This is a genomic window from Streptomyces finlayi, assembly GCF_014216315.1.
Classification (GTDB): domain Bacteria; phylum Actinomycetota; class Actinomycetes; order Streptomycetales; family Streptomycetaceae; genus Streptomyces; species Streptomyces finlayi_A.
In genome coordinates, this window is record NZ_CP045702.1 from 50,254 (window position 1) to 67,579 (window position 17,326).

The window sequence follows — 17,326 nt, forward strand, 5'->3', positions numbered from 1 at the left end:
CCGGCGCGACCAGCACAGCTCTGACGACACCGGCCGCGAAACCGGGAACACCTCCATGAGGGGTCTTCTCGGGAACGATCGATGCCGCGCCTGCCGCATTCCCGCGGCCAGCACACCCCGAAGCTTCGACCGTCGCTACCGACCGACATGTCTTTCTGTGCCCAGGAATTGGCACCACAGCGCACCAACGCCCGGTACCGGCAACCCTCCTACCGGTCAGGCGGCGCCCATGTCCGCACAAGAGCAGGTCTTGGCCGGCCCCGACCGCGGATTGATCAGCGAGCGTGTGGGCGTGACGGCGATGCAGGAAGTGCCGACGCCGCCAACCGGGCAACCAGCAGAGCTGCATTTCGATCGTGCGCTCGTCGCCCTCGTCCAGCCCGTCACCCTCCCTGGGGCGGCGGCCTGCAGCCTTTGGCGAATGCAGGACCTGACCTGGTGGCAGGTCCTGCGGACTTCTGTCAGAGAGGTTCAGCCATGACAGTGCGGATATTCCAGGTACCAACACAGATGTGCATCCCTTTCGGACACGCCGACCGAGAAGATCCCTCTATTTCGACAGGGAACATGTGACTGATTACTTTTTGCTCGGTTCACGATCGCGGGGAAAATAATTCCGAAAAAACATTTCTGCAACGCGAAGAAACGTTACACGTCGCATAAGTCCTAACGAAGGTCACGGAGGAGCTAGTCGGATTTACCTATAGCCCTGAATTAGTACTCGAAAAAAGCCCGACTCGCCACCATTCCTCCGGGTTTAAGCGCTACGCTGTGCGTAATGTACTGCCGACAACCCGAGGGCTTCCGGGAAACCGCGAACGGCCCGGAAGCCGCCGCCTCGCACAGAAAATCGGTTTCTGATGAATCTCAGAACTCCTGATATCGCAGTACGGCGCATTGTCTCCTCCTGGCTCACCGTCGCTCTCACCGCGACGGTCGCCGCAGCCATGGTGGCCGTGACACCAGCTCCGGCATTCGCCATCGCCACGCCCGTACCGCTCGGGACGGCGGACAGTTTCGCCGTGCTGGCAGGGGAGTCGGTCACCAACACCGGACCCACCGTGATCACCGGGGACGTCGGCGTCAGCCCGGGAACGGCCATCAGCGGATTCCCGCCGGGGCTCGTGAACGGGGTCCAGCACTCGGCGGACGCCGTGGCACTCCAGGCCAAGTCGGACCTCGTGGCCGCGTACAACAACGCGGCGGGCCAGGCCACGGACGCCGCGCTCCCGCCGGACGCCGGGGGTCTGACGCTGGTGCCCGGCGTCTACACGGCCTCCTCGACGCTGGGTCTCACCGGCACGCTCACTCTCGACGCGCAGGGTGACCCCAACGCCGTGTGGGTCTTCCAGGTCGGGTCGGGTCTGACGACGGCGTCCGGCAGCCGCGTCAACCTCATCAACGGTGCGCAGCCGTGCAACGTGTTCTGGGAGATCGGCAGTTCGGCCACGCTCGGTACGGATTCGACCTTCATCGGCAACATCCTGGCCCTGACCTCGATCAGTGTGACCACCGGCGCGACCATCGAGGGCCGCGCACTGGCCCGTAACGGCTCGGTCACCTTGGACAACAACCGCATCACCCGGTCCACCTGCTCCGGCGGCACCACGTCCGGCACGACCACGGGCACGACGACCGGCACCACCACGGGCACCACCACGGGCACGACGACCGGCACCACCACGGGCACCACCACGGGCACCACGACCGGCACCACCACGGGCACCACCACGGGCACCACGACTGGGACCACCACGGGCGGCGTACTGGGCGGGGTGCTCGGCGGCGTCCTTACCGGCGGCACCACAGGAGGGACCGGCGGGGTGCTCGGCGGGGTGCTCGGCGGCGTCCTTACCGGCGGCACCACAGGAGGCACTCCGGGCGGCTCCACCACCACGGGGAACACCGTCGGCAACACCTCCGGAAACATCGCCGGCAACACCACGGGCGGCGGCAAGGGCGGCGGCACCGGCGGCCACTCCGGCGGTCACTCCGGCGGTCACTCCGGAGGCGGCAAGGGCGGCGGCACCGGCGGCCACTCCGGAGGTCACGACAGCGGCGGCTACGGCGACGAGCACGGCGGCTACGACTCCGGCGAGGAGCACGGCGGCTACGGCGACAAGCCGGAGCGCCCCGGCCACCACGAGGGCTGACCGACGGCGCGGCACGCGCGCTGCCGGATGAACGGCGTGCGGCGGGGCATGTCCTTTGCCCCACCGCACGCTTCCACGATACGGACGACGAGAAGAACAGGGCGGGGCTGGGGCACGTGCTGGGTGGAGCCGCAACGGAACATGTACGCAGGCACGTACACGAACACGTACGCAGACGGGTACGCAAACCCGGGCGCAGACCCGTGCGCAGAAGAGTCCTCCACACCGCCGTGGCGCTCTGCCTGACCACGGCTCTCACCCACGTCGGTCTGGTGTTCTTGCACGTGGCACCGTCGAATGTGGTGTCGCAGCGCTACCGCTCCCAGGTGGACGCCTGGGTCTACCCCCTCTTCGAGCAGAACTGGCGGCTGTTCGCCCCCGACCCGGACTCCGTCAACCGGCAGATCTCCGCGCGGACGGCGCACACAACACCGGACGGCTCCCTCCAGGTCAGCGGCTGGGTCGACCTGACCGCCGTGGACGCGTCCGCCATCGAGCACAACGCCTTCCCGAGCCACACCTCGCAGAACATGCTGCGCCGGTCCTGGACGTCGTACGTCGAACTCCACGGCGGCGACGACCTCTCGCGCTCCGACCGGGCCGTGATGATGCAGCGGTACCTGCGCAACATCGCCGCAGACCGCATGGCCGAACGGGACGGCAAGCCGTTCGAGAACATTCAGCTCCGGGTGGTCACTCTGCCCGTAGCCGCTCCGGGCAGCACGGACCGTGACCGCCGTGCCGCCGCCCCGAAGAACGCCGAGACACGGCTTCTGCCCTGGTGGAAGGTGGCCTCCGATGCCTGAGCCGGCCAACTGCCCGAACCGTCCGCAGGAGCCGGTCGGCGGCCCGAACCGTCCGCTGGAACGGGTGACGGGCGCGACACGCCGCGTGTGGGTGCTGTTGACCGACCGCCCTCTCTCCCTCTACGCGGTGTCGGTCCTGCGCATCGGGTACGGCCTCCTCTATCTCGTCTTCCTGCTGCGCGAGTTCCCGCACCGCGATGAGATCTGGGGCCCCGGCTCCCCGTGGACACCGGACCTGGCCCGGCAGCTCTTCGACCAGACGGGCTGGGTCAGCGTGCTGACCCTCTCCGACAGCCGCCTCCACTTCGAACTCTGTTACGTGGCCGCGCTCGTCGTCAGCGTCCTGTTCCTGCTGGGCTGGCGGACTCGCGCGGTCTCCGTACTCTTCGCCGTCGTCGTGGCCTCGTTCCACGCACGGTCGATCTTCATGACGGACGGCGGCGACAACCTCGTCCTCCTGATGGCGCTCTATCTCGTGCTCACCGCGTCCGGCCGCCGCTGGTCCCTGGACGCGAGGAGGGCCTCCCGCGCTCCCGGCCGTCGGTGGCTGCCCGCACTCCCGTCCCAACTCGACGTCGCACGACGTATTTTGGTGACGGCCGTGCACAACTGCGGGCTTTTCGTGATCGCCGTCCAGGTCTGCTTCCTCTACGGCGCCGCCGGCCTCTACAAGGCGCAGGGCGACACCTGGGCCGCCGGAACCGCGCTGCATTACGTCCTGAACCTCGACCTTTTCCAGCCGTGGCCCGCGCTCTCGCACTGGGCGGACGAGCAGGCTCTCGTCATCGCGGTCGTCGGCTACCTGACCGTGCTTCTCCAGGTCGCCTTCCCGTTCGTGCTGTTCGGCAGGCTCAAGTACCCGGTGCTGACGATGCTGCTGGGGATGCACATCGGCATCGCGGTCCTCATGGGGCTGCCGCTGTTCTCCGGCGCGATGATCATCGCCGACGCGGTGTTCCTGCCCGACCGCTTCTGGGTCGCGGCCGGAAGGCTGGCCCGGCGGGCGCTCGGACGTACGGATGAGCCGCAGCCTGCACCGGCAGGGGCACCGGAGACCTCAGGGGTGCCCGAGGCCTCAGAGGCACCGCGTGGTGCGGTGCCGAAGCAGGGTGGCCCTGTGTCCCCGGTCCGCGATCGTCCCTAGGTGCTGTCCGGCGGATCATGTGACCTTCCGACCGGTCGCTCGTTGGTTCGGGTATGGGCCGGGGGATCTGGCGAGCGGCGGGGCACTTCTGGAGCCGCATCTGCCGCCGTCAGGCGGTCGGGGAGGCCGGTGGAGTGACCACCGCATCGTGGTCAACGGGATCCTGTTCCGAGTCCGGACCGGGGTCCCGTGGCGTGATCTACCGGAACGTTAACGGTCCTGGAAGACCGTCTATGAACGACATCGGCGCTGGTCAGCGGACGGAACGTGGGACCGGATCCTGCAGACGGTTCAGGCCGAAGCTGATCTGGCCGGAAGTGTCGATTGGGGCATGGTCGGTGTCGACTCGACGTCCTGTCGTGCCCACCAGTACGCGGCCGGCGCCCGGAAGACCCAACCACGGCCCCAAAAAAGAGGGTTTGAGCCCCGAAACCACCAGCCCGACACAGGAGTTGGACGGTCACGGGGCCGCCTGACCAGCGTGCTGGCGGGCGCGGGCCGCGGTGGAGTCGCCTTCTCACCTGCGGACGCATCCGGTGGCGCTGCGGGTGACGCTGCTGGCCGCGCTGCTGCACGAGCGGGAGCGGGAGATCACGGACACGCTGGTGGAGCTGCTGATCTCCACGGTGCACCGGATCGGGGCGCGGGCGGAGAAGAAGGTCACCGAGCAACTCATCAACGCGTTCAAGAAGGTATCGGGCAAGGAGAACATCCTCTTCAAGCTCGCCGAGGCGTCGCTCGGCACCCCGGAGGGTACGGTCCGCCAGGTCGTGTTCCTGGCGGTGTCCGGGGGCGAGGCGACGCTGCGGGAGCTGGTGCACGAGTTCAAGACCCGCGGGCCGGCCTACCGTCCCCGCGCGATCAGCTCAAGTGCAAGGAGATCTGGGTGGTCGGCGCCGACAAGTGGCGCAACCCGGACGAGGACCTGCCGCAGGACTTCGAGGCCCGGCGGAGGAGAACCAACGGGAGCTGCGCAAGCCGCTGGACGCCGCGGTGTTCATCGACGAACTGCGCGAGCAGATGACCACCGAGGTGACCCTGCTGAACGACCGGATGCCCAAGCTGTCCTGGCTGAACATCGCCGAGCAGAAGTCCGGGGCGATCCGGCTCACGACGGCTGAGGCCCAGCCCGAGCAGCGCAACCTGCGCAGGATCAAGGGCGAGGTACAGCGGCATTGGGGCATCGTGCCGCTCGTCGCCTGGACGCGGTCACCTCCGTCTCCGGCGGCGGCAGCCTCTCGCCGGAGGTGCTGGCCGAACGACTGCTGCTGGTCATCTACGTGTACGGCACGAACACCGGGATCAAGGCCGTGGCGGCCGGCGGCCACGGGCACACCGAGGACGAACTGCGCTACGTGCGCCGCCGGTATTTGTCGGCGGAGGCCGCCCTCGCCATCGCGGTCCAGATCGCGAACGCCACCTTCGCCGCCCGCAGCACCGAGTTGTGGGGCCAGGGTTCGACCGAAGAAGAAGTCCCTGGCCATCCACTCCCAACTGATCAACTGCACCGCCTCCGAGGTCGCCGCGATGATCGAGGGCGCGATGCGGCCCGGCACCACGATGGATGTCGAGGCCAACTACACGGACTCGCACGGCCAGTCGGAATTCGGGTTCGGCATCACGAGGCTGCTGAACTTCGACCTGCTGCCCAGGATCAAGCGGATCAACAAGGTGAGGCTGTACCGGCCGGTGGCCGGCGAACCGGACGCCTGCCCGCAGCTCACCCCGGCGCCGACCCGGCCGATCCGCTGGGAATTCATCGCCCAGCAGTACGACCAGATGATCAAGTACGCCCACCGCGATCCGGACCCGCACCACGTCCGCCGAGGCGACCCTGCGGCGCTTCACCCGCAACGCCTCCCATCCCACCTACGTGGCGATGCTGGAGGTCGGCCGCGCGCAGAAGGCCATCTTCGTGGCCCGCTACCTGCGGCTGCGGGACCTCCAGCGGGAGATCGAGCAGGGCTGAACGTGATGGAGTTCCAACGGCGCGAACTCCGTGATCGCCTACGGCGAGGGCGGGAGATCGCCTCGAAGCGGCGCGACGAGCAGGAGATGTTCGTGCTGTGCCTGCGGATTCTGCAATCGGCACTGGTCTACGTGAACACCCTGATGCTCCAGGACATCCTCGGCGAACCGGAGTGGGCCGAGCTTCTCACGCCCGCCGACCGGCGCGGCCTGACCCCCGCTGTTCTGGTCCCACGTACGCCCGTACGGCGAGGTCAACCTCGACATGGACACTCGCCTCAACCTTGCCGCGGTCAAACTTCCGGGCCCCGAGTACCGACGGACGCCGCCGACCTGCAGCCATCTGAGCATGCGTAGGCGTAGTCGGCCAGACCGGTCCCCACGAGGTATCGCCGAGCTCGTTCACCCGTGTGCGAGACGCCCGTCCTCGGACGACTGATGCCGTGCCAAGGGCTGCGACCGCCCCGGAGGTGGTTCACTTCTCAGAGCTTCACTTGGATTCGATCCGCCCCATAGGGGCGACGCTCTCCGACAAAGCCTTCTGCGCTGCCGTCCAGCTGGTGTCCTCGATGCCGAGTGCGTGACGAAGGTAGGCCCAGGTGACCCGTTGGATCAAAGCCACGCGCTCGGAGTTCTCGTCCGTCGTCTCCCGGACTTCGTAGCCGGCGATTCCGCCGAGGGAGTGCTCCGCCCCGAACAGAGTGAGCAGGCTCTTGCGCCCCGGGCTCAGGTGGTACGGGTCGGCGAGCCACTCCGGCCCTCTGACGGACAGCGGTAGCTCGTCCTTGTCCCCTGCGACCACGAGGGTCGGCGTGGTCATGTGCGCGAAGTCCGGTCCCTTCAACCACGGAAGGTTCTCGGCCGCGAAGGGAGTCAGGTCGGCTCCGCCCCTGCCGGCCGTAGCAAGCAGCACGCCCGCCTTGATCCGCGAGTCGGACAGGTCTTCTGCATTCTTGCTCACCGGATCGAGGACGCGCAGGCCCAGCAGATTGCCCGCCGTCTGGCCGCCGAAGGAGTGTCCGGCTGCGGCAATGCGGCTTCGATCCAGGCGCCCGCTGAGACCGGGAACAGCGGCCTCCAGCAGATCAAGCTGGTCAAGGATGCGCTTCATGTCCTGGACGCGGAAGCGCCAGAGCCGCGGTGTGCGGGGATCGTCCTGGGAAAGACCCACGGTCCTGGAGTCGAGATGGGTGGGCTGAATCACCACGAAACCGTGAGCAGCCCAGAAGTCAGCCAGAGGACCGTAGCCGTTCAACGACGACCCGAAACCGTGCGAGAAGACGATGATCGGCAGTTCGCTCCCGGTTGTCGGCGCGGAAATTCTCACCCGCAGGCCCTCACTGCGGCCCGGTGCTTCCAGCACTACCGGCTTCACCGAGACGATGGGGGCGGGGGCGGTGATGGCCACGTCCGTGGCCGCCGCGTCTGATGCAGTCATGGGCAGATCTTCCTTCGCATTTCCGATGGGGAAGCTGTCGAACAAGCTGGTCACGGTCGCGTCCTTCGCCTTGGCGGAGGGGGTGAGCCGTCGCGAGATACGCTAAGACCTGACGCTGACGTCAGAGGCAAGAAGAGTTGTCTGCCTCACATCGGAGAGACATGATGCGTATCGGCGAGCTCGCCACCAGAGCAGGCGTCAGCGTTCGGGCGCTGCGCTACTACGAGGAACAGAACCTGCTCGCCTCGGAACGCAGCCCCAGCGGCCAGCGGCATTACCCGGACAGCGCGGTCGACCGTGTCCAACTGATCCAGCAGTTGTACGCCGCCGGGCTGCCGAGCAAGTCGATCGCGGATCTGCTGCCGTGTGTCGTGAACGGTGAGGCCACGCCAGAGCTGATCGACCGGCTTTCGGCGGAACGGGATCGCATCGACAGCCGGATCGGCGATCTGGTGGGCGCCCGGGACAGGCTGGGCGCCGTGATTGCCGCCGCCACCGCGAACTGGCGAACAGGCCAACACTGCCGACTCAAGTAATCAGCATGCCGGGCTCTGCGGCTGGGGACGGAGACGCCCAGCAATCAACCGGTTGATGAGCAAGATCGGTAAGCGGCGGTGCGTGGCCGGATCGGCACCGGATCATGCCCATAAAACGGTGTCAGAAAGTCGATGTGCTAAGGAAGTTGAGGAGCACCGTATTCTGCACGATCTGGCAGGTGCAGCTACCCCAGGACGACACCGCCGATCTCCTCGCCCCCGTTCCGGCCGTACGGACCGGCAGCCTCGTGGGATACGCACGCGTGTCCACCAAGGGGCAGTTGCTCGACCGGCAGATCCACGCACTCACCGAAGCAAGGTGCATCCGGATCTTCTCCGACAAGAAGTCCGGCAAGAACGCCGAACGCGAGGAACTGTGGAAGGCCCTTGACTACCTGCGCGAGGGCGACCCTCGTAGTCCCGTCGCGGGACCGGCTCGGCCGTTCTATCCAGGACCTCATCGCAATCGTGTCCGGCCTGCGCAAGCTTTCGGCTGGGGCTACGCGACCGGAGCCGGTAAAGGGTGGGTGGACGGCGGATCGCCGACCATGGGCTTCCTCAGCGGTGTCTCGGCCGGGCCGATGGAGAACACCTTCCATACCTGGGCCGGCGACGCCTGGGCGCACTGGGCCTTCATGCTGGGACTGCTGGGCATCGGCGTGGCACTGCTGAGCGGGGTCGCGCTACGGCCGGCCGCGCTGGCCGGCACGGCCATGATGGCCCTGATGTGGGCGGCTGAATGGCCTCCGGCCCGGCACCTGTCCGACGGCTCGCCCAGCATGTCGACGAATCCGCTCATCGACTACCACGTGCTGTACGCCGCCGTCCTCGTCCTGCTTCCCGTGGCACTCGCCGGACACAGCTGGGGCCTGGGCCGGGCGTGGGCGCGACTGCCCCTCGTACGCCGAAACCGCTGGCTCTTCTGACTCGGTGTCACAACCCGCCGTCAGCACCCTCGGACCGTCGCGTACTTCTTCACGGAGTTGGTGGACGGGGCTGAGAGGAACCCGCCGCGCTGCCGGGCCAACCACCGACCGGGCTGCGGCTCGACCTGGCCCCACTGCCGCAACTCTCCGAGTAACGACTTGGTACGCGATCGCGCTGTCCCGCGCGTGATCGTCCGCGGGAAGGTGGTAGTGGGCGAGTCGTAATGCGGTGGCGGTGGTCGGTGACCTGGTGTTTGGATGCCCCGTGTGACTTCTGTGGATCTTGATGATCGCCCTGAGCGGGTACTGCTGGACCGACTCGAGTGTTACTACGACGCGGTGCCGCGACATAGCGCCCGGGTCGAGGACTTCGGGCCGCTGACTCTGTTCGTGCGGGAAGGCCAGGGATGGCCGTTCTACGCACGTCCGGCTCGGGGATGGTCTGGCGCGGTGAGCGCCGCCGCTGTGGCCCGGGTCCGCGCCCGGCAGCGTGAACTCGGGATCCCGGAGAGTTTCGAGTGGATCGCCGAGACCACGCCCGCGCTGCGGGCCGCGATCGAGGACTCGGGGCTTGTGGTTCACGAGCACCCTTTGATGGTGCTTGACCCGGGCGCCCCAGTGCCCGCTGCGGACGAGTTGTCCGACGGGTTGCGGGTGCGGACCATGGATCCGGACGATCCGGCGCTGGCGAGCGCGCTGGCCGTGCCGCATCTTGCTTTCGCGGAGCCCGGAACTGGTCTCGGCTTCGCGGGAGTCACCGAGCTGGCGGAAGCCGTGCGTGCCCGAGCAGGCGACGGGTCGGTGGAACGCGTGGCGGCACGGATCGAGGCGGGCCTGACTTCGGTTGCCGCAGCGGTGGAAGGTGGGACGGCGTTGTGCGCGGGCCAGCACCAGCCAGTCGGATCGGTCAGCGAAATCGTCGGTGTTGGGACACTGCCCACCGCGCGCCGTCGTGGCCTTGGGATCGCGGTCACCGCGGCGCTGGTGGCCGACGCCCGATCGAGAGCAGTGGAGACCATCTTCTTGTCGGCAGGCGACGATGACGTCGCCCGCATCTATGCCCGACTCGGCTTCCGACGTGTCGCCACCGCGCTGATCGCCGAGCCTGCCGAGTAGCGAGTCGGTCCGTCAGAGACGCGGTCAGCCGTGACGTGACAACGACCGCACGGGTTGGGGAGGTTGTGACGCCATACCCGGCCCGTGCGGCCTTGTCCCATCCTGCCTTCTGCGGCTTGTCCCGAGCACACCTCGGCGATTTGATCGAGGAATTGGCTGTCCCGTGGACCGCTCGGTGCGAGTCGGCCCTCCAAGAGCGGCGCGCCGGACCCCGGCGACGCGCCGCCGGCGCCGGCCCGACCCATCAGCTGGTCTTCACCGACCGCGTGCTGGTCACCCTGGTCGTACTGCGCCTCCAGTTGCCGCACGCGGCCCTGGCCGCCCTCTATCGGGTCAGCCGCCCCACCGTTACCCGGGCGGTGCACGAAATCCGGCCGCTGCTGGCCCGGCGCGGCTTCGCGGTCCCCGACCGGCCCGGCGTGCGCCTGCGGACCTTGGCGGACGTCTTCGCCTACGCCGACACGGAAGGGGTGGACCTGCGTATCGACGGCACCGAGGTGCAGGTGCCTCGCCGGCAAGCTGGCCGCCCTGGCCGCAGGGCATTCGTCTCCGGCAAGTAGAAGCAGAACACCGCCAAGACCACCACCATTTGCGACAGCCAGGGCCGCGTCTTGTGGTCGGGGGCGGATTGTCCCGGCCGCCAGCACGACCAGACCGCGATGCGCACCGAGGGCATCGCCGAGCAGCTCCGTCTCCGCCCGCAGGTCCGAGCCGAGGTCGACGAGGGCTACCGAGGCTTGGCCAACGAGTTCCCCGACCAGGTCAGCGCCCCGCCGCGGAAACCCAAAGACGACGTCCTGCTCGGCGACCAGCATGCCTGGCGCGAGGCACGCCGACGGCAGTCCTCCCACCGGATCTGCGTGGAGCACGCCATCGGCGAGCAGAAGAAGTGGCGCGCTCCAGCGGTACATCGGCCGCCGCGAGCACTACACCGAGACCCATGCCGCCATCGCCGGTTTGGTCTCCGACCGTACTGCCCGCAGGCTGACCCACCGCCCGACGAGCACCGGACTGGTACTCGTCGGACAGGCCGCCTGCTGATCACCCACCAGCCGAACCGCCAGGTCCGCACGCCTTGACCTCAATCGTGCACCAAGGTCGTAAGGCTGACGAAAGGCCCCGCCCGAGGGCGGTGCTCAGCCTCCTTCGACTTCCTGGCGCACGGTAGCGGCGATGCGGGTGAGTGCGGCCCCGAGGTGGCGGCGCTGAGCGGCGCTGAGCGGATCGAACACGAGCCGCTTCACCTGCGCGACGTGTTCCGGTGCGCTCTCGACGAGCTTCTGCCGGCCCACGTCGGTCAGGGCGGCGAGGGTGTACCGACCGTCGCCGGGGTCGGGTCGGCGGGCGACCCAGTCGCGGGCTTCGAAGCGATCCATCACCTTCGACAGGCGGGGTTGGGTGCTGTCGCAGACCCGGGCCAGGTCACTGAGCCGCATCGTGGCCCCGTCGGCCGTGGACAGCTGGGCCATGACCCCGTACTCGAAGTTGGAGATGCCCGCGTCTCGCTGCAACTGGCGGTCGAGGGCCGCCGGGAGGGCAATGACGACCGTGAGAAGCGCCTGCCACACGGCCTGCTGGTCGTCGTCGAGCCAGGGCGACTGAGTATCCATGAACCCCATCATACTTGCCCGGACAACTCCAGCACTTGCCTAGGCAACCTTCAGTGAGCTACTTTTTCACTTGCCAGGGCAAGTGAATGTTCTTGCCGAGGCAAGTGAAGGAGCTGATTTCGACGACCACCACTCGCAGCCCGGCCGCACCGAACGGCCTGACTTCCGCCTTCCCGTCGCGCACACCAGCCGCGGCATACGACGACCTCCTTGCCCGGGTCCTGCCACAGGCGCACGAGCGACGGGTGTGGCATCCCTCCGACGGGCCCTTGCCCAGCCTCTTCGTCAGCCACGGGGCCCCGTTCACCCTCGACGATTCGCAGTGGCTCGGGGACCTCTTCGACTGGGCCCAGTCGATTCCCAGACCCCGGGCCGTCGTGGTCATCTCGGCCCACTGGGAACGGGCACCGGCCGCGATATCCGGAGCCGCGGCCGGTACCCCGCTCTCCTACGATTTCAGCGGCTTCCACCCCCGCTACAAAACCCTTCCCTACGCGACCCCGGACGCCACCGACCTGGCTCGGCGACTCACGGGGCTGCTGGGCCGGACGCCGGTGCACGAGTTCGCCGACCGCGGCCTCGACCACGGCGCCTTCATCCCGCTCATGGCCATGTATCCCGCGGCCGACGTCCCGGTCGTGCAGTTGTCGATGCCGAGCCTCGACCCCAGCGCTCTGTTCGAGCTGGGGGCACGCCTGCGGCCCCTGCGCGAGGAAGGCATCCTCGTTCTCGGCTCGGGCTTCATGACGCACAGCTTCGCTGTCTTGCGCCGGCCGGAACTCGCCGCCGAGACCACGGCATTCGACGAATGGGCCGTTGCCGCCCTCGCCCGGGGCGACGTCGACTCCCTCGCCGACTACCGCAACAAGGCACCCGGCGCCGCGGTCGCCCATCCGACGGCCGACCACTTCGTCCCGTTGCTGCTCACCGTCGGCGCCGCCGATGACCCCAGCAGCGCCGTGAGCGCCATCGACCGCATGGTGATGGGCAACTCCACCCGGTCGGTGCAGCTGACCTGAGTGTCCCGACGTGCATCACCTTCCCGCCCGATCACCTCATCCGTTGACGACGACATCGATACACCCTGGAGGAAAGTGCCATGAAGGCAATGCGTTTCCACGAGTTCGGCAGCAGCGAGGTCTTGCGCTACGAGGACGTCGACCGTCCGGTCCCCGGCAGCGGCCAGGTGCTGGTAAGGGTGGCCGCCACGTCGTTCAACCCGGTCGATGACCACATCCGCTCCGGCGCCCTGGCAGAGATGATCCCGATAGCCCTCCCGTACGTACCGGGGATCGACCTGGCCGGCACCGTCGCCGGACTCGGCGCGGACGTGACCGGCCTGGAGATCGGCGACCGGGTCGTGGCGATGCTGCCCCTCGACTCCGCCGGCGGGGCCGCCGAGTACGTGCTCGCCCCGGCCGAGTCCCTGGCCCCGGCGCCCCGGACGACGGAGCTGGTCGATGCCGCGGCGCTGCCGCTGACCGGCCTGGCGGCCTGGCAGACGGCGTTCGAGCTCGCCGAGCTGAAGCCCGGTCAGACCGTCCTGGTCAACGGGGCGGGGGGCGCGGTCGGCAGCCTCGTGGTGCAGCTCGCCCTCGACGCGGGGGCGCACGTGACCGCAGTGGACGCGCCGCAGCACGCGGACCGCCTTCGGGGCTACGGCGCGGACCGGGTCGTCGGCCCCCTCGCCCTCGCCGCGGGCCCGGCCGCCGTGGGCGGCCCGTTCCAGGTCGTGGTGAACCATGTGCGCGTGTCCCCGGAGGAACTCTCCCAGTTGACGGACTACGTCGCCGACGGCGGGGTCGCCGCCAGCACAGCCGGCCCCATTCCCGAGGACCCCGCCCGGGGGGTGCGCAGCGCGAGCCTGTGGGTCCGCAGCGACGGAGCCCAGCTGGCCGAGCTGGTCGCCAAGGTGGATGCCGGCAAGCTCCGGGTACACGTCGCGGCCCACCGCCCGGTGGCCGAGCTGGCCGCCGTGCATGAGGACGCCGGCGCCGGGCGGCTCTCCGGCAAGACGGTCCTGCTCAACACCGTTGCGTTTACGTCCGCGAGCGGCTCGCAAGTCCGTGCTCGAAGAACGTGACAGTGGTGTGGACGGTGTAGTTCTGGCTGGTCGTGGGGTGTTGTCCGGCGTTCGGGCCGTACTTGCTGGTGGGGTTCTTTCGGGTGCGGGCCTTGACGCGGTGCCGGTGGCGGGCGGGGTGCAGGGCGTCGAGGACGGCCCGGCCGATGGTGCCGACGAGGTCGGCGGGTCCCGTCGGGGGCAGGATCGCGGTCGCGGTGGTCACGGTGTCGCCGGCGGTGGTCTGCAGGACGGTGAAGCTGATGCGGTCCATGTCCAGGCCGGGCCGGGTGCAGGCGGTGTCGGAAGCGGCACGGATCAGGGCCTGGTAGGTGGTGAGCAGGGCGTAGACCTCCTGGTCGAGGCCGGTCAGGCTGCGGGAGCGCAGGACACGGCCGTCCAGCATCGTTGCCTTGATCGAGAAGTACGTCGTCTCCGACTGCCACCGCTCGTGGTAGAGATCCACGAGCCTGGCAGCTGGGTGGGCGGCCGGGTCGAGGAGAGTGGTGAGCAGGCGCCACTGCTCGGTGCGGACGGTGCCATCGGCCAGGGTCACGGTGACGGACGCCTCGATGACGCGGACGGTCAGCATGACGGGCAGGACGCCGTAGCCGATCCGGGCCAGGTAGGAGCCGTCGTCCAGGTGCCGGAAGGGGGTGGGTATGCGGCGGGCGGAGGAGCGCACCAGGAACTGGGCGCCGGTGGCCTGGACGTCCCGGGCGAACTCGTTCGCGTCGAAGCCGGCATCGGCCAGCAGGAGCATCGTGCGGTCCAGCACACTCAACAGGCGTCCCGCGTAGGTGAGTTCGCCGTCACTCTCGGGGCCGAACGCGGCGGCCAGCACGGCACGGGTGCCACACTCGACCAGGACCACGAGTCGTAGCAGCGGGTAGCCGAACTCCACGCTCTCGCCCGCCCGCTTGGGATAGCGCCAGGTGAGCGCCTCCTCATCGGGCACGTGCAGCAAGGTGCCGTCCACGGCCACGGTCCGAAGCCCCCGATAGAACGAGCCGGCCTGCCCGAGGTGGGCGACGGGTCCGGCGAGGATCTCGAACAGCCGCCGCAGCGGTGCCGCTCCTATCCGCCGTCGGGCCCGGGACAGCGAGGAGACCGCCGGACGCACCAACGGCAGTCCCTCCAGCCCCGCCGTCAGCTTGCCCCACACGCCCCGATAGGAACAGTCCTCGAACAGGGCCAGCGCGAGGACGAAATAGACCACCACCCGGGACGGCAGCAGCCGCAGCCGCTTCTCACGTGACCCTGTCTCATCGATCACCGCGTCCACCAGTACGAAGTCCACGATCTGGGTCAGCTCGCCCAAGTGGCCGGGCGCGTACACACCCCCGGCCGCCTCGACCGTGCGCGTGATGACAGACTTCTCCTGCAACGGGACTCCCGATGATCTTCTTGCTCGACACAAGCTGATCTATCAGGACGTCCCGTTGCGTCATTCAACAGGGCTTGACCTGCGACTCAAAACCCAAACGCAACGGCGTTGCGGTCCTGCTCGCTCCCTGATCACCTGACGCACCACACCGGGCCGCCCGCCGTTCGCTCTCCCGCCGGTGGGCGGCCCGGAAGTCCGACGGCGGGCCGCACCCGCGCCCAGTCGGCAAACAGCCATGCCGGGTACGGGGGCCTGGACCCCCGTATCGAGGCCCTGAAAAAGATAAGGGGCAGGTGAACGCCCGTTCGTGCCTGCCTCGGGGAGTGTCGGCGGCCAGCAGGGCGGGTTCGAGCCCGTCGCACACGGCCGCGCGGGAGGTGGCGGGCAGGACAGGGGTTACGCAAGGGGGCGACTGCGCACCGGGCGATCCGGTCTTCGGCGAGATCGGGTCCCAAACGGGGCGGCGGGACGGACGCCACGCCCCTGACGCCCGGGGGCGGGAACACTCCACACCAGGAGTCGTGTTCCACTCCCGTCCGGCGAGGACACCTCCGCGGTGCCACGGGCCATCGTTCGGCACGGTCGGACAGGTTTCGCAGGCCGCGGCGGCGTCTGCCCCCGCCGCCCCTGGCCCCGATCCCGTTTCCGGCGACGGTCAGGGCCACCGGCCGGGACAGACCATGCTCTCCACTGGATGGGCCCGCACCATCACAGGCGCCTACTCTCCACCCCGGCGAACGTTCCCGGTCGGAGCAATACCCGTCACCTTCGGGCAGCGTGCGTCTACGGTGTTCTTCACGCGCGTTGGTTCGCTGCGCTCCTGCCCGTCGGCCGCGGGCACAGGCCGCGGTTAACGGGATCCGCGCTTTGCCGGCCGAGGCCGTCCGCGCGGCCGGACCACGTGCGCGGGTGACCGGACCAGCAGTCGCCGTCTACAGTCTGGCTCCGACTCTCGCTCTGCTGCTCTCCGCCTGACTCCGCAGGGAACGGCGTGCGTGCGGAGCACCGGGCGTCAACGACGTGAATGTAAGAACTGTGCGAGTTCCGCTCCCGGACCGGATCCGCTCCCGGACCGGCCCGTGTACGCGGTCGGCCTCATACGCGCTCCGGCATGCTCCCGGGGGCGTAGTGCCGGAGACTTCTGTATGAGGGCCTGCGTACCGCGCGCGGGCCGCGGTGAGGGTGTTCGGTGTGCTTGAGGTCCCGCTCTGGCTGTGGGGGGCGTTCGCCGCGACGGTGGTGGTGGCGCTGGCGGTTGACCTGCTGTCCCACCGCACCGCGCACGTCATCGGATTCAGGGAGGCAGCCGCCTGGAGCGGCCTGTGGGTGAGTCTCGCCCTGATCTTCGGCGCGGTCGTCTTTCTCGTCCTGGGTACGGCTGCGGGCACCGAGTACACAACGGCGTGGCTGTTGGAGAAGAGCCTGTCTGTCGACAACCTGTTCGTCTTCGCCGTGATCTTTGCGTACTTCAAAGTGCCACGCGCCTACCAGCACCGCGTGCTGTTCTTCGGCGTCATCGGCGCCCTGGTCTTCCGAGGGATCTTCCTCACCCTCGGCGTGGCCGTCGTCAGCCGCTTCACCGCGGTGCTGTTCGCCTTTGCGGCGGTTCTCTTCTACAGCGCCTACAAGCTCTTCAAGGACGAGGAGGTGAGCTTCGACCCGGGCAGGAGTTTCGCAGTACGGATGCTTCGCAAGGCCATCCCGGTGCGTGACGAGTACGACGGGGCGAAGTTCTTCGTCAAGGAAGCCGGGATACGAATGGCGACTCCGCTGCTGGCGGTCGTCGCCGCGATCGAGGCCGCTGACCTGATCTTCGCCGTCGACAGTGTCCCGGCCGTTCTTGCGGTCAGTGACGACGCCTTCATCGTCTACACCAGCAATGCGTTCGCCATCCTTGGCCTGCGGGCCCTCTATTTCGTGCTCGCGGGACTCCTGGACCGCTTCCACAACCTGAGCAAGGGCCTGGCGATCATCCTCGCCTTCATCGGTGTCAAGCTCATCCTGCAGGCGTCCCACAAAATGATCAGCCCCAGCATCCCGGAGATCCCCTCACCGATCAGCCTCGCGGTCATTGTCGTCGTCCTGGCAGGTTCCGTGGTGCTCAGCCTCAGGAAACCCGTCCCGACCGGCACTCTGGAGCAGGCAGGCGAACTGAGTGAAACGCCCGGGATCACCGGGTC

General features: G+C 68.5%; 14 protein-coding genes and 4 pseudogenes. 15 read left to right on the forward strand and 3 right to left on the reverse strand.

Features of this window, described 5'->3' with window-relative positions:
* Positions 1 to 229: 229 nt before the first annotated feature.
* The 8 genes and pseudogenes from F0344_RS00290 (at position 230) to F0344_RS37025 (ending at position 6,428) form a co-directional block, all read left to right on the forward strand.
* Complete coding sequence (locus F0344_RS00290; protein WP_185296845.1) at positions 230 to 481, forward strand: hypothetical protein; 252 nt, start codon at positions 230 to 232, stop codon at positions 479 to 481.
* 379 nt (positions 482 to 860) lie between these two features.
* The gene (locus F0344_RS00295) at positions 861 to 2,153 is read left to right on the forward strand and encodes an ice-binding family protein (RefSeq protein WP_185296846.1); all 1,293 of its coding nucleotides are present in this window, start codon (positions 861 to 863) and stop codon (positions 2,151 to 2,153) included.
* Positions 2,154 to 2,356: 203 nt separating this feature from the next.
* A complete protein-coding gene (locus tag F0344_RS00300) occupies positions 2,357 to 2,959 on the forward strand; it encodes a DUF5819 family protein (protein WP_185296847.1) in 603 nt (200 codons plus the stop codon).
* Complete coding sequence (locus F0344_RS00305) at positions 2,952 to 4,103, forward strand: HTTM domain-containing protein (RefSeq protein ID WP_185296848.1); 1,152 nt, start codon at positions 2,952 to 2,954, stop codon at positions 4,101 to 4,103. Before F0344_RS00300 ends, F0344_RS00305 begins: the two co-directional genes overlap by 8 nt.
* A gap of 67 nt (positions 4,104 to 4,170) precedes the next feature.
* A pseudogene (locus tag F0344_RS00310) lies at positions 4,171 to 4,659 on the forward strand (IS5 family transposase); the annotation flags it as partial.
* A complete protein-coding gene (locus tag F0344_RS35260; protein WP_185303019.1) occupies positions 4,640 to 5,224 on the forward strand; it encodes a hypothetical protein in 585 nt (194 codons plus the stop codon). The pseudogene F0344_RS00310 and the gene F0344_RS35260, both read left to right, overlap by 20 nt.
* A gap of 54 nt (positions 5,225 to 5,278) precedes the next feature.
* Positions 5,279 to 5,554 (forward strand): annotated as a pseudogene (locus F0344_RS36665) (Tn3 family transposase); the annotation flags it as partial.
* 25 nt (positions 5,555 to 5,579) lie between these two features.
* Positions 5,580 to 6,428 carry a Tn3 family transposase gene (locus F0344_RS37025; protein ID WP_445585681.1) on the forward strand — a complete coding sequence of 283 codons (849 nt, stop codon included), beginning with the start codon at positions 5,580 to 5,582 and terminating at the stop codon, positions 6,426 to 6,428.
* 133 nt (positions 6,429 to 6,561) lie between these two features.
* Here F0344_RS37025 and F0344_RS00330 read toward each other — a convergent pair whose 3' ends face one another.
* Positions 6,562 to 7,509, reverse strand: coding sequence for an alpha/beta hydrolase family protein (locus tag F0344_RS00330; RefSeq protein ID WP_185302438.1), 948 nt, complete (start codon positions 7,507 to 7,509; stop codon positions 6,562 to 6,564).
* A gap of 164 nt (positions 7,510 to 7,673) precedes the next feature.
* Between F0344_RS00330 and F0344_RS00335 the strand changes: the two genes are divergently transcribed.
* The 4 genes and pseudogenes from F0344_RS00335 to F0344_RS00355 all read left to right on the forward strand — a co-directional run bounded on the left by F0344_RS00335 (position 7,674) and on the right by F0344_RS00355 (position 11,128).
* Positions 7,674 to 8,045: a MerR family transcriptional regulator gene (locus tag F0344_RS00335; RefSeq protein ID WP_185302439.1), complete on the forward strand. Its 372-nt coding sequence runs from the start codon at positions 7,674 to 7,676 to the stop codon at positions 8,043 to 8,045.
* A 179-nt stretch (positions 8,046 to 8,224) separates the two neighbouring features.
* Positions 8,225 to 8,971, forward strand: a complete 747-nt coding sequence (locus tag F0344_RS35265) for a recombinase family protein (RefSeq protein WP_258049544.1) — start codon at positions 8,225 to 8,227, stop codon at positions 8,969 to 8,971.
* Between the two features lie 267 nt (positions 8,972 to 9,238).
* Entirely contained in the window at positions 9,239 to 10,087 is an 849-nt protein-coding gene (locus tag F0344_RS00350; protein WP_258049545.1) for a GNAT family N-acetyltransferase, read from the forward strand.
* A 65-nt stretch (positions 10,088 to 10,152) separates the two neighbouring features.
* Positions 10,153 to 11,128 (forward strand): annotated as a pseudogene (locus tag F0344_RS00355) (transposase family protein).
* 95 nt (positions 11,129 to 11,223) lie between these two features.
* Here the strand turns inward: F0344_RS00355 and F0344_RS00360 are convergent.
* Positions 11,224 to 11,697, reverse strand: coding sequence for a MarR family winged helix-turn-helix transcriptional regulator (locus tag F0344_RS00360; RefSeq protein WP_185296852.1), 474 nt, complete (start codon positions 11,695 to 11,697; stop codon positions 11,224 to 11,226).
* A 269-nt stretch (positions 11,698 to 11,966) separates the two neighbouring features.
* Here F0344_RS00360 and F0344_RS00365 point away from each other — a divergent pair, with 269 nt between their 5' ends.
* Both F0344_RS00365 and F0344_RS00370 read left to right on the forward strand, forming a co-directional pair.
* Positions 11,967 to 12,716, forward strand: a complete 750-nt coding sequence (locus tag F0344_RS00365) for a DODA-type extradiol aromatic ring-opening family dioxygenase (protein ID WP_258049546.1) — start codon at positions 11,967 to 11,969, stop codon at positions 12,714 to 12,716.
* 80 nt (positions 12,717 to 12,796) lie between these two features.
* Positions 12,797 to 13,780 carry an NADP-dependent oxidoreductase gene (locus F0344_RS00370; RefSeq protein WP_185296854.1) on the forward strand — a complete coding sequence of 328 codons (984 nt, stop codon included), beginning with the start codon at positions 12,797 to 12,799 and terminating at the stop codon, positions 13,778 to 13,780.
* Here the strand turns inward: F0344_RS00370 and F0344_RS00375 are convergent.
* Positions 13,737 to 15,146, reverse strand: coding sequence for an IS4 family transposase (locus F0344_RS00375; RefSeq protein WP_185296855.1), 1,410 nt, complete (start codon positions 15,144 to 15,146; stop codon positions 13,737 to 13,739). The two genes, F0344_RS00370 and F0344_RS00375, sit on opposite strands and share 44 nt — an antisense overlap.
* A gap of 1,191 nt (positions 15,147 to 16,337) precedes the next feature.
* Here F0344_RS00375 and F0344_RS00380 point away from each other — a divergent pair.
* Positions 16,338 to 17,271 (forward strand): annotated as a pseudogene (locus F0344_RS00380) (TerC family protein); the annotation flags it as partial.
* Positions 17,272 to 17,326 lie beyond the last annotated feature (55 nt).

Bases quoted from the DNA above. Each gene is read 5' to 3' on its own strand.
- F0344_RS00290 (WP_185296845.1), top strand. From the start codon at position 230: ATGTCCGCACAAGAGCAGGTCTTGGCCGGCCCCGACCGCGGATTGATC.
- F0344_RS00295 (WP_185296846.1), top strand. From the start codon at position 861: ATGAATCTCAGAACTCCTGATATCGCAGTACGGCGCATTGTCTCCTCC.
- F0344_RS00305 (WP_185296848.1), top strand. From the start codon at position 2,952: ATGCCTGAGCCGGCCAACTGCCCGAACCGTCCGCAGGAGCCGGTCGGC.
- F0344_RS00330 (WP_185302438.1), bottom strand. From the start codon at position 7,509: ATGACTGCATCAGACGCGGCGGCCACGGACGTGGCCATCACCGCCCCC.
- F0344_RS00335 (WP_185302439.1), top strand. From the start codon at position 7,674: ATGCGTATCGGCGAGCTCGCCACCAGAGCAGGCGTCAGCGTTCGGGCG.
- F0344_RS00360 (WP_185296852.1), bottom strand. From the start codon at position 11,697: ATGGATACTCAGTCGCCCTGGCTCGACGACGACCAGCAGGCCGTGTGG.
- F0344_RS00370 (WP_185296854.1), top strand. From the start codon at position 12,797: ATGAAGGCAATGCGTTTCCACGAGTTCGGCAGCAGCGAGGTCTTGCGC.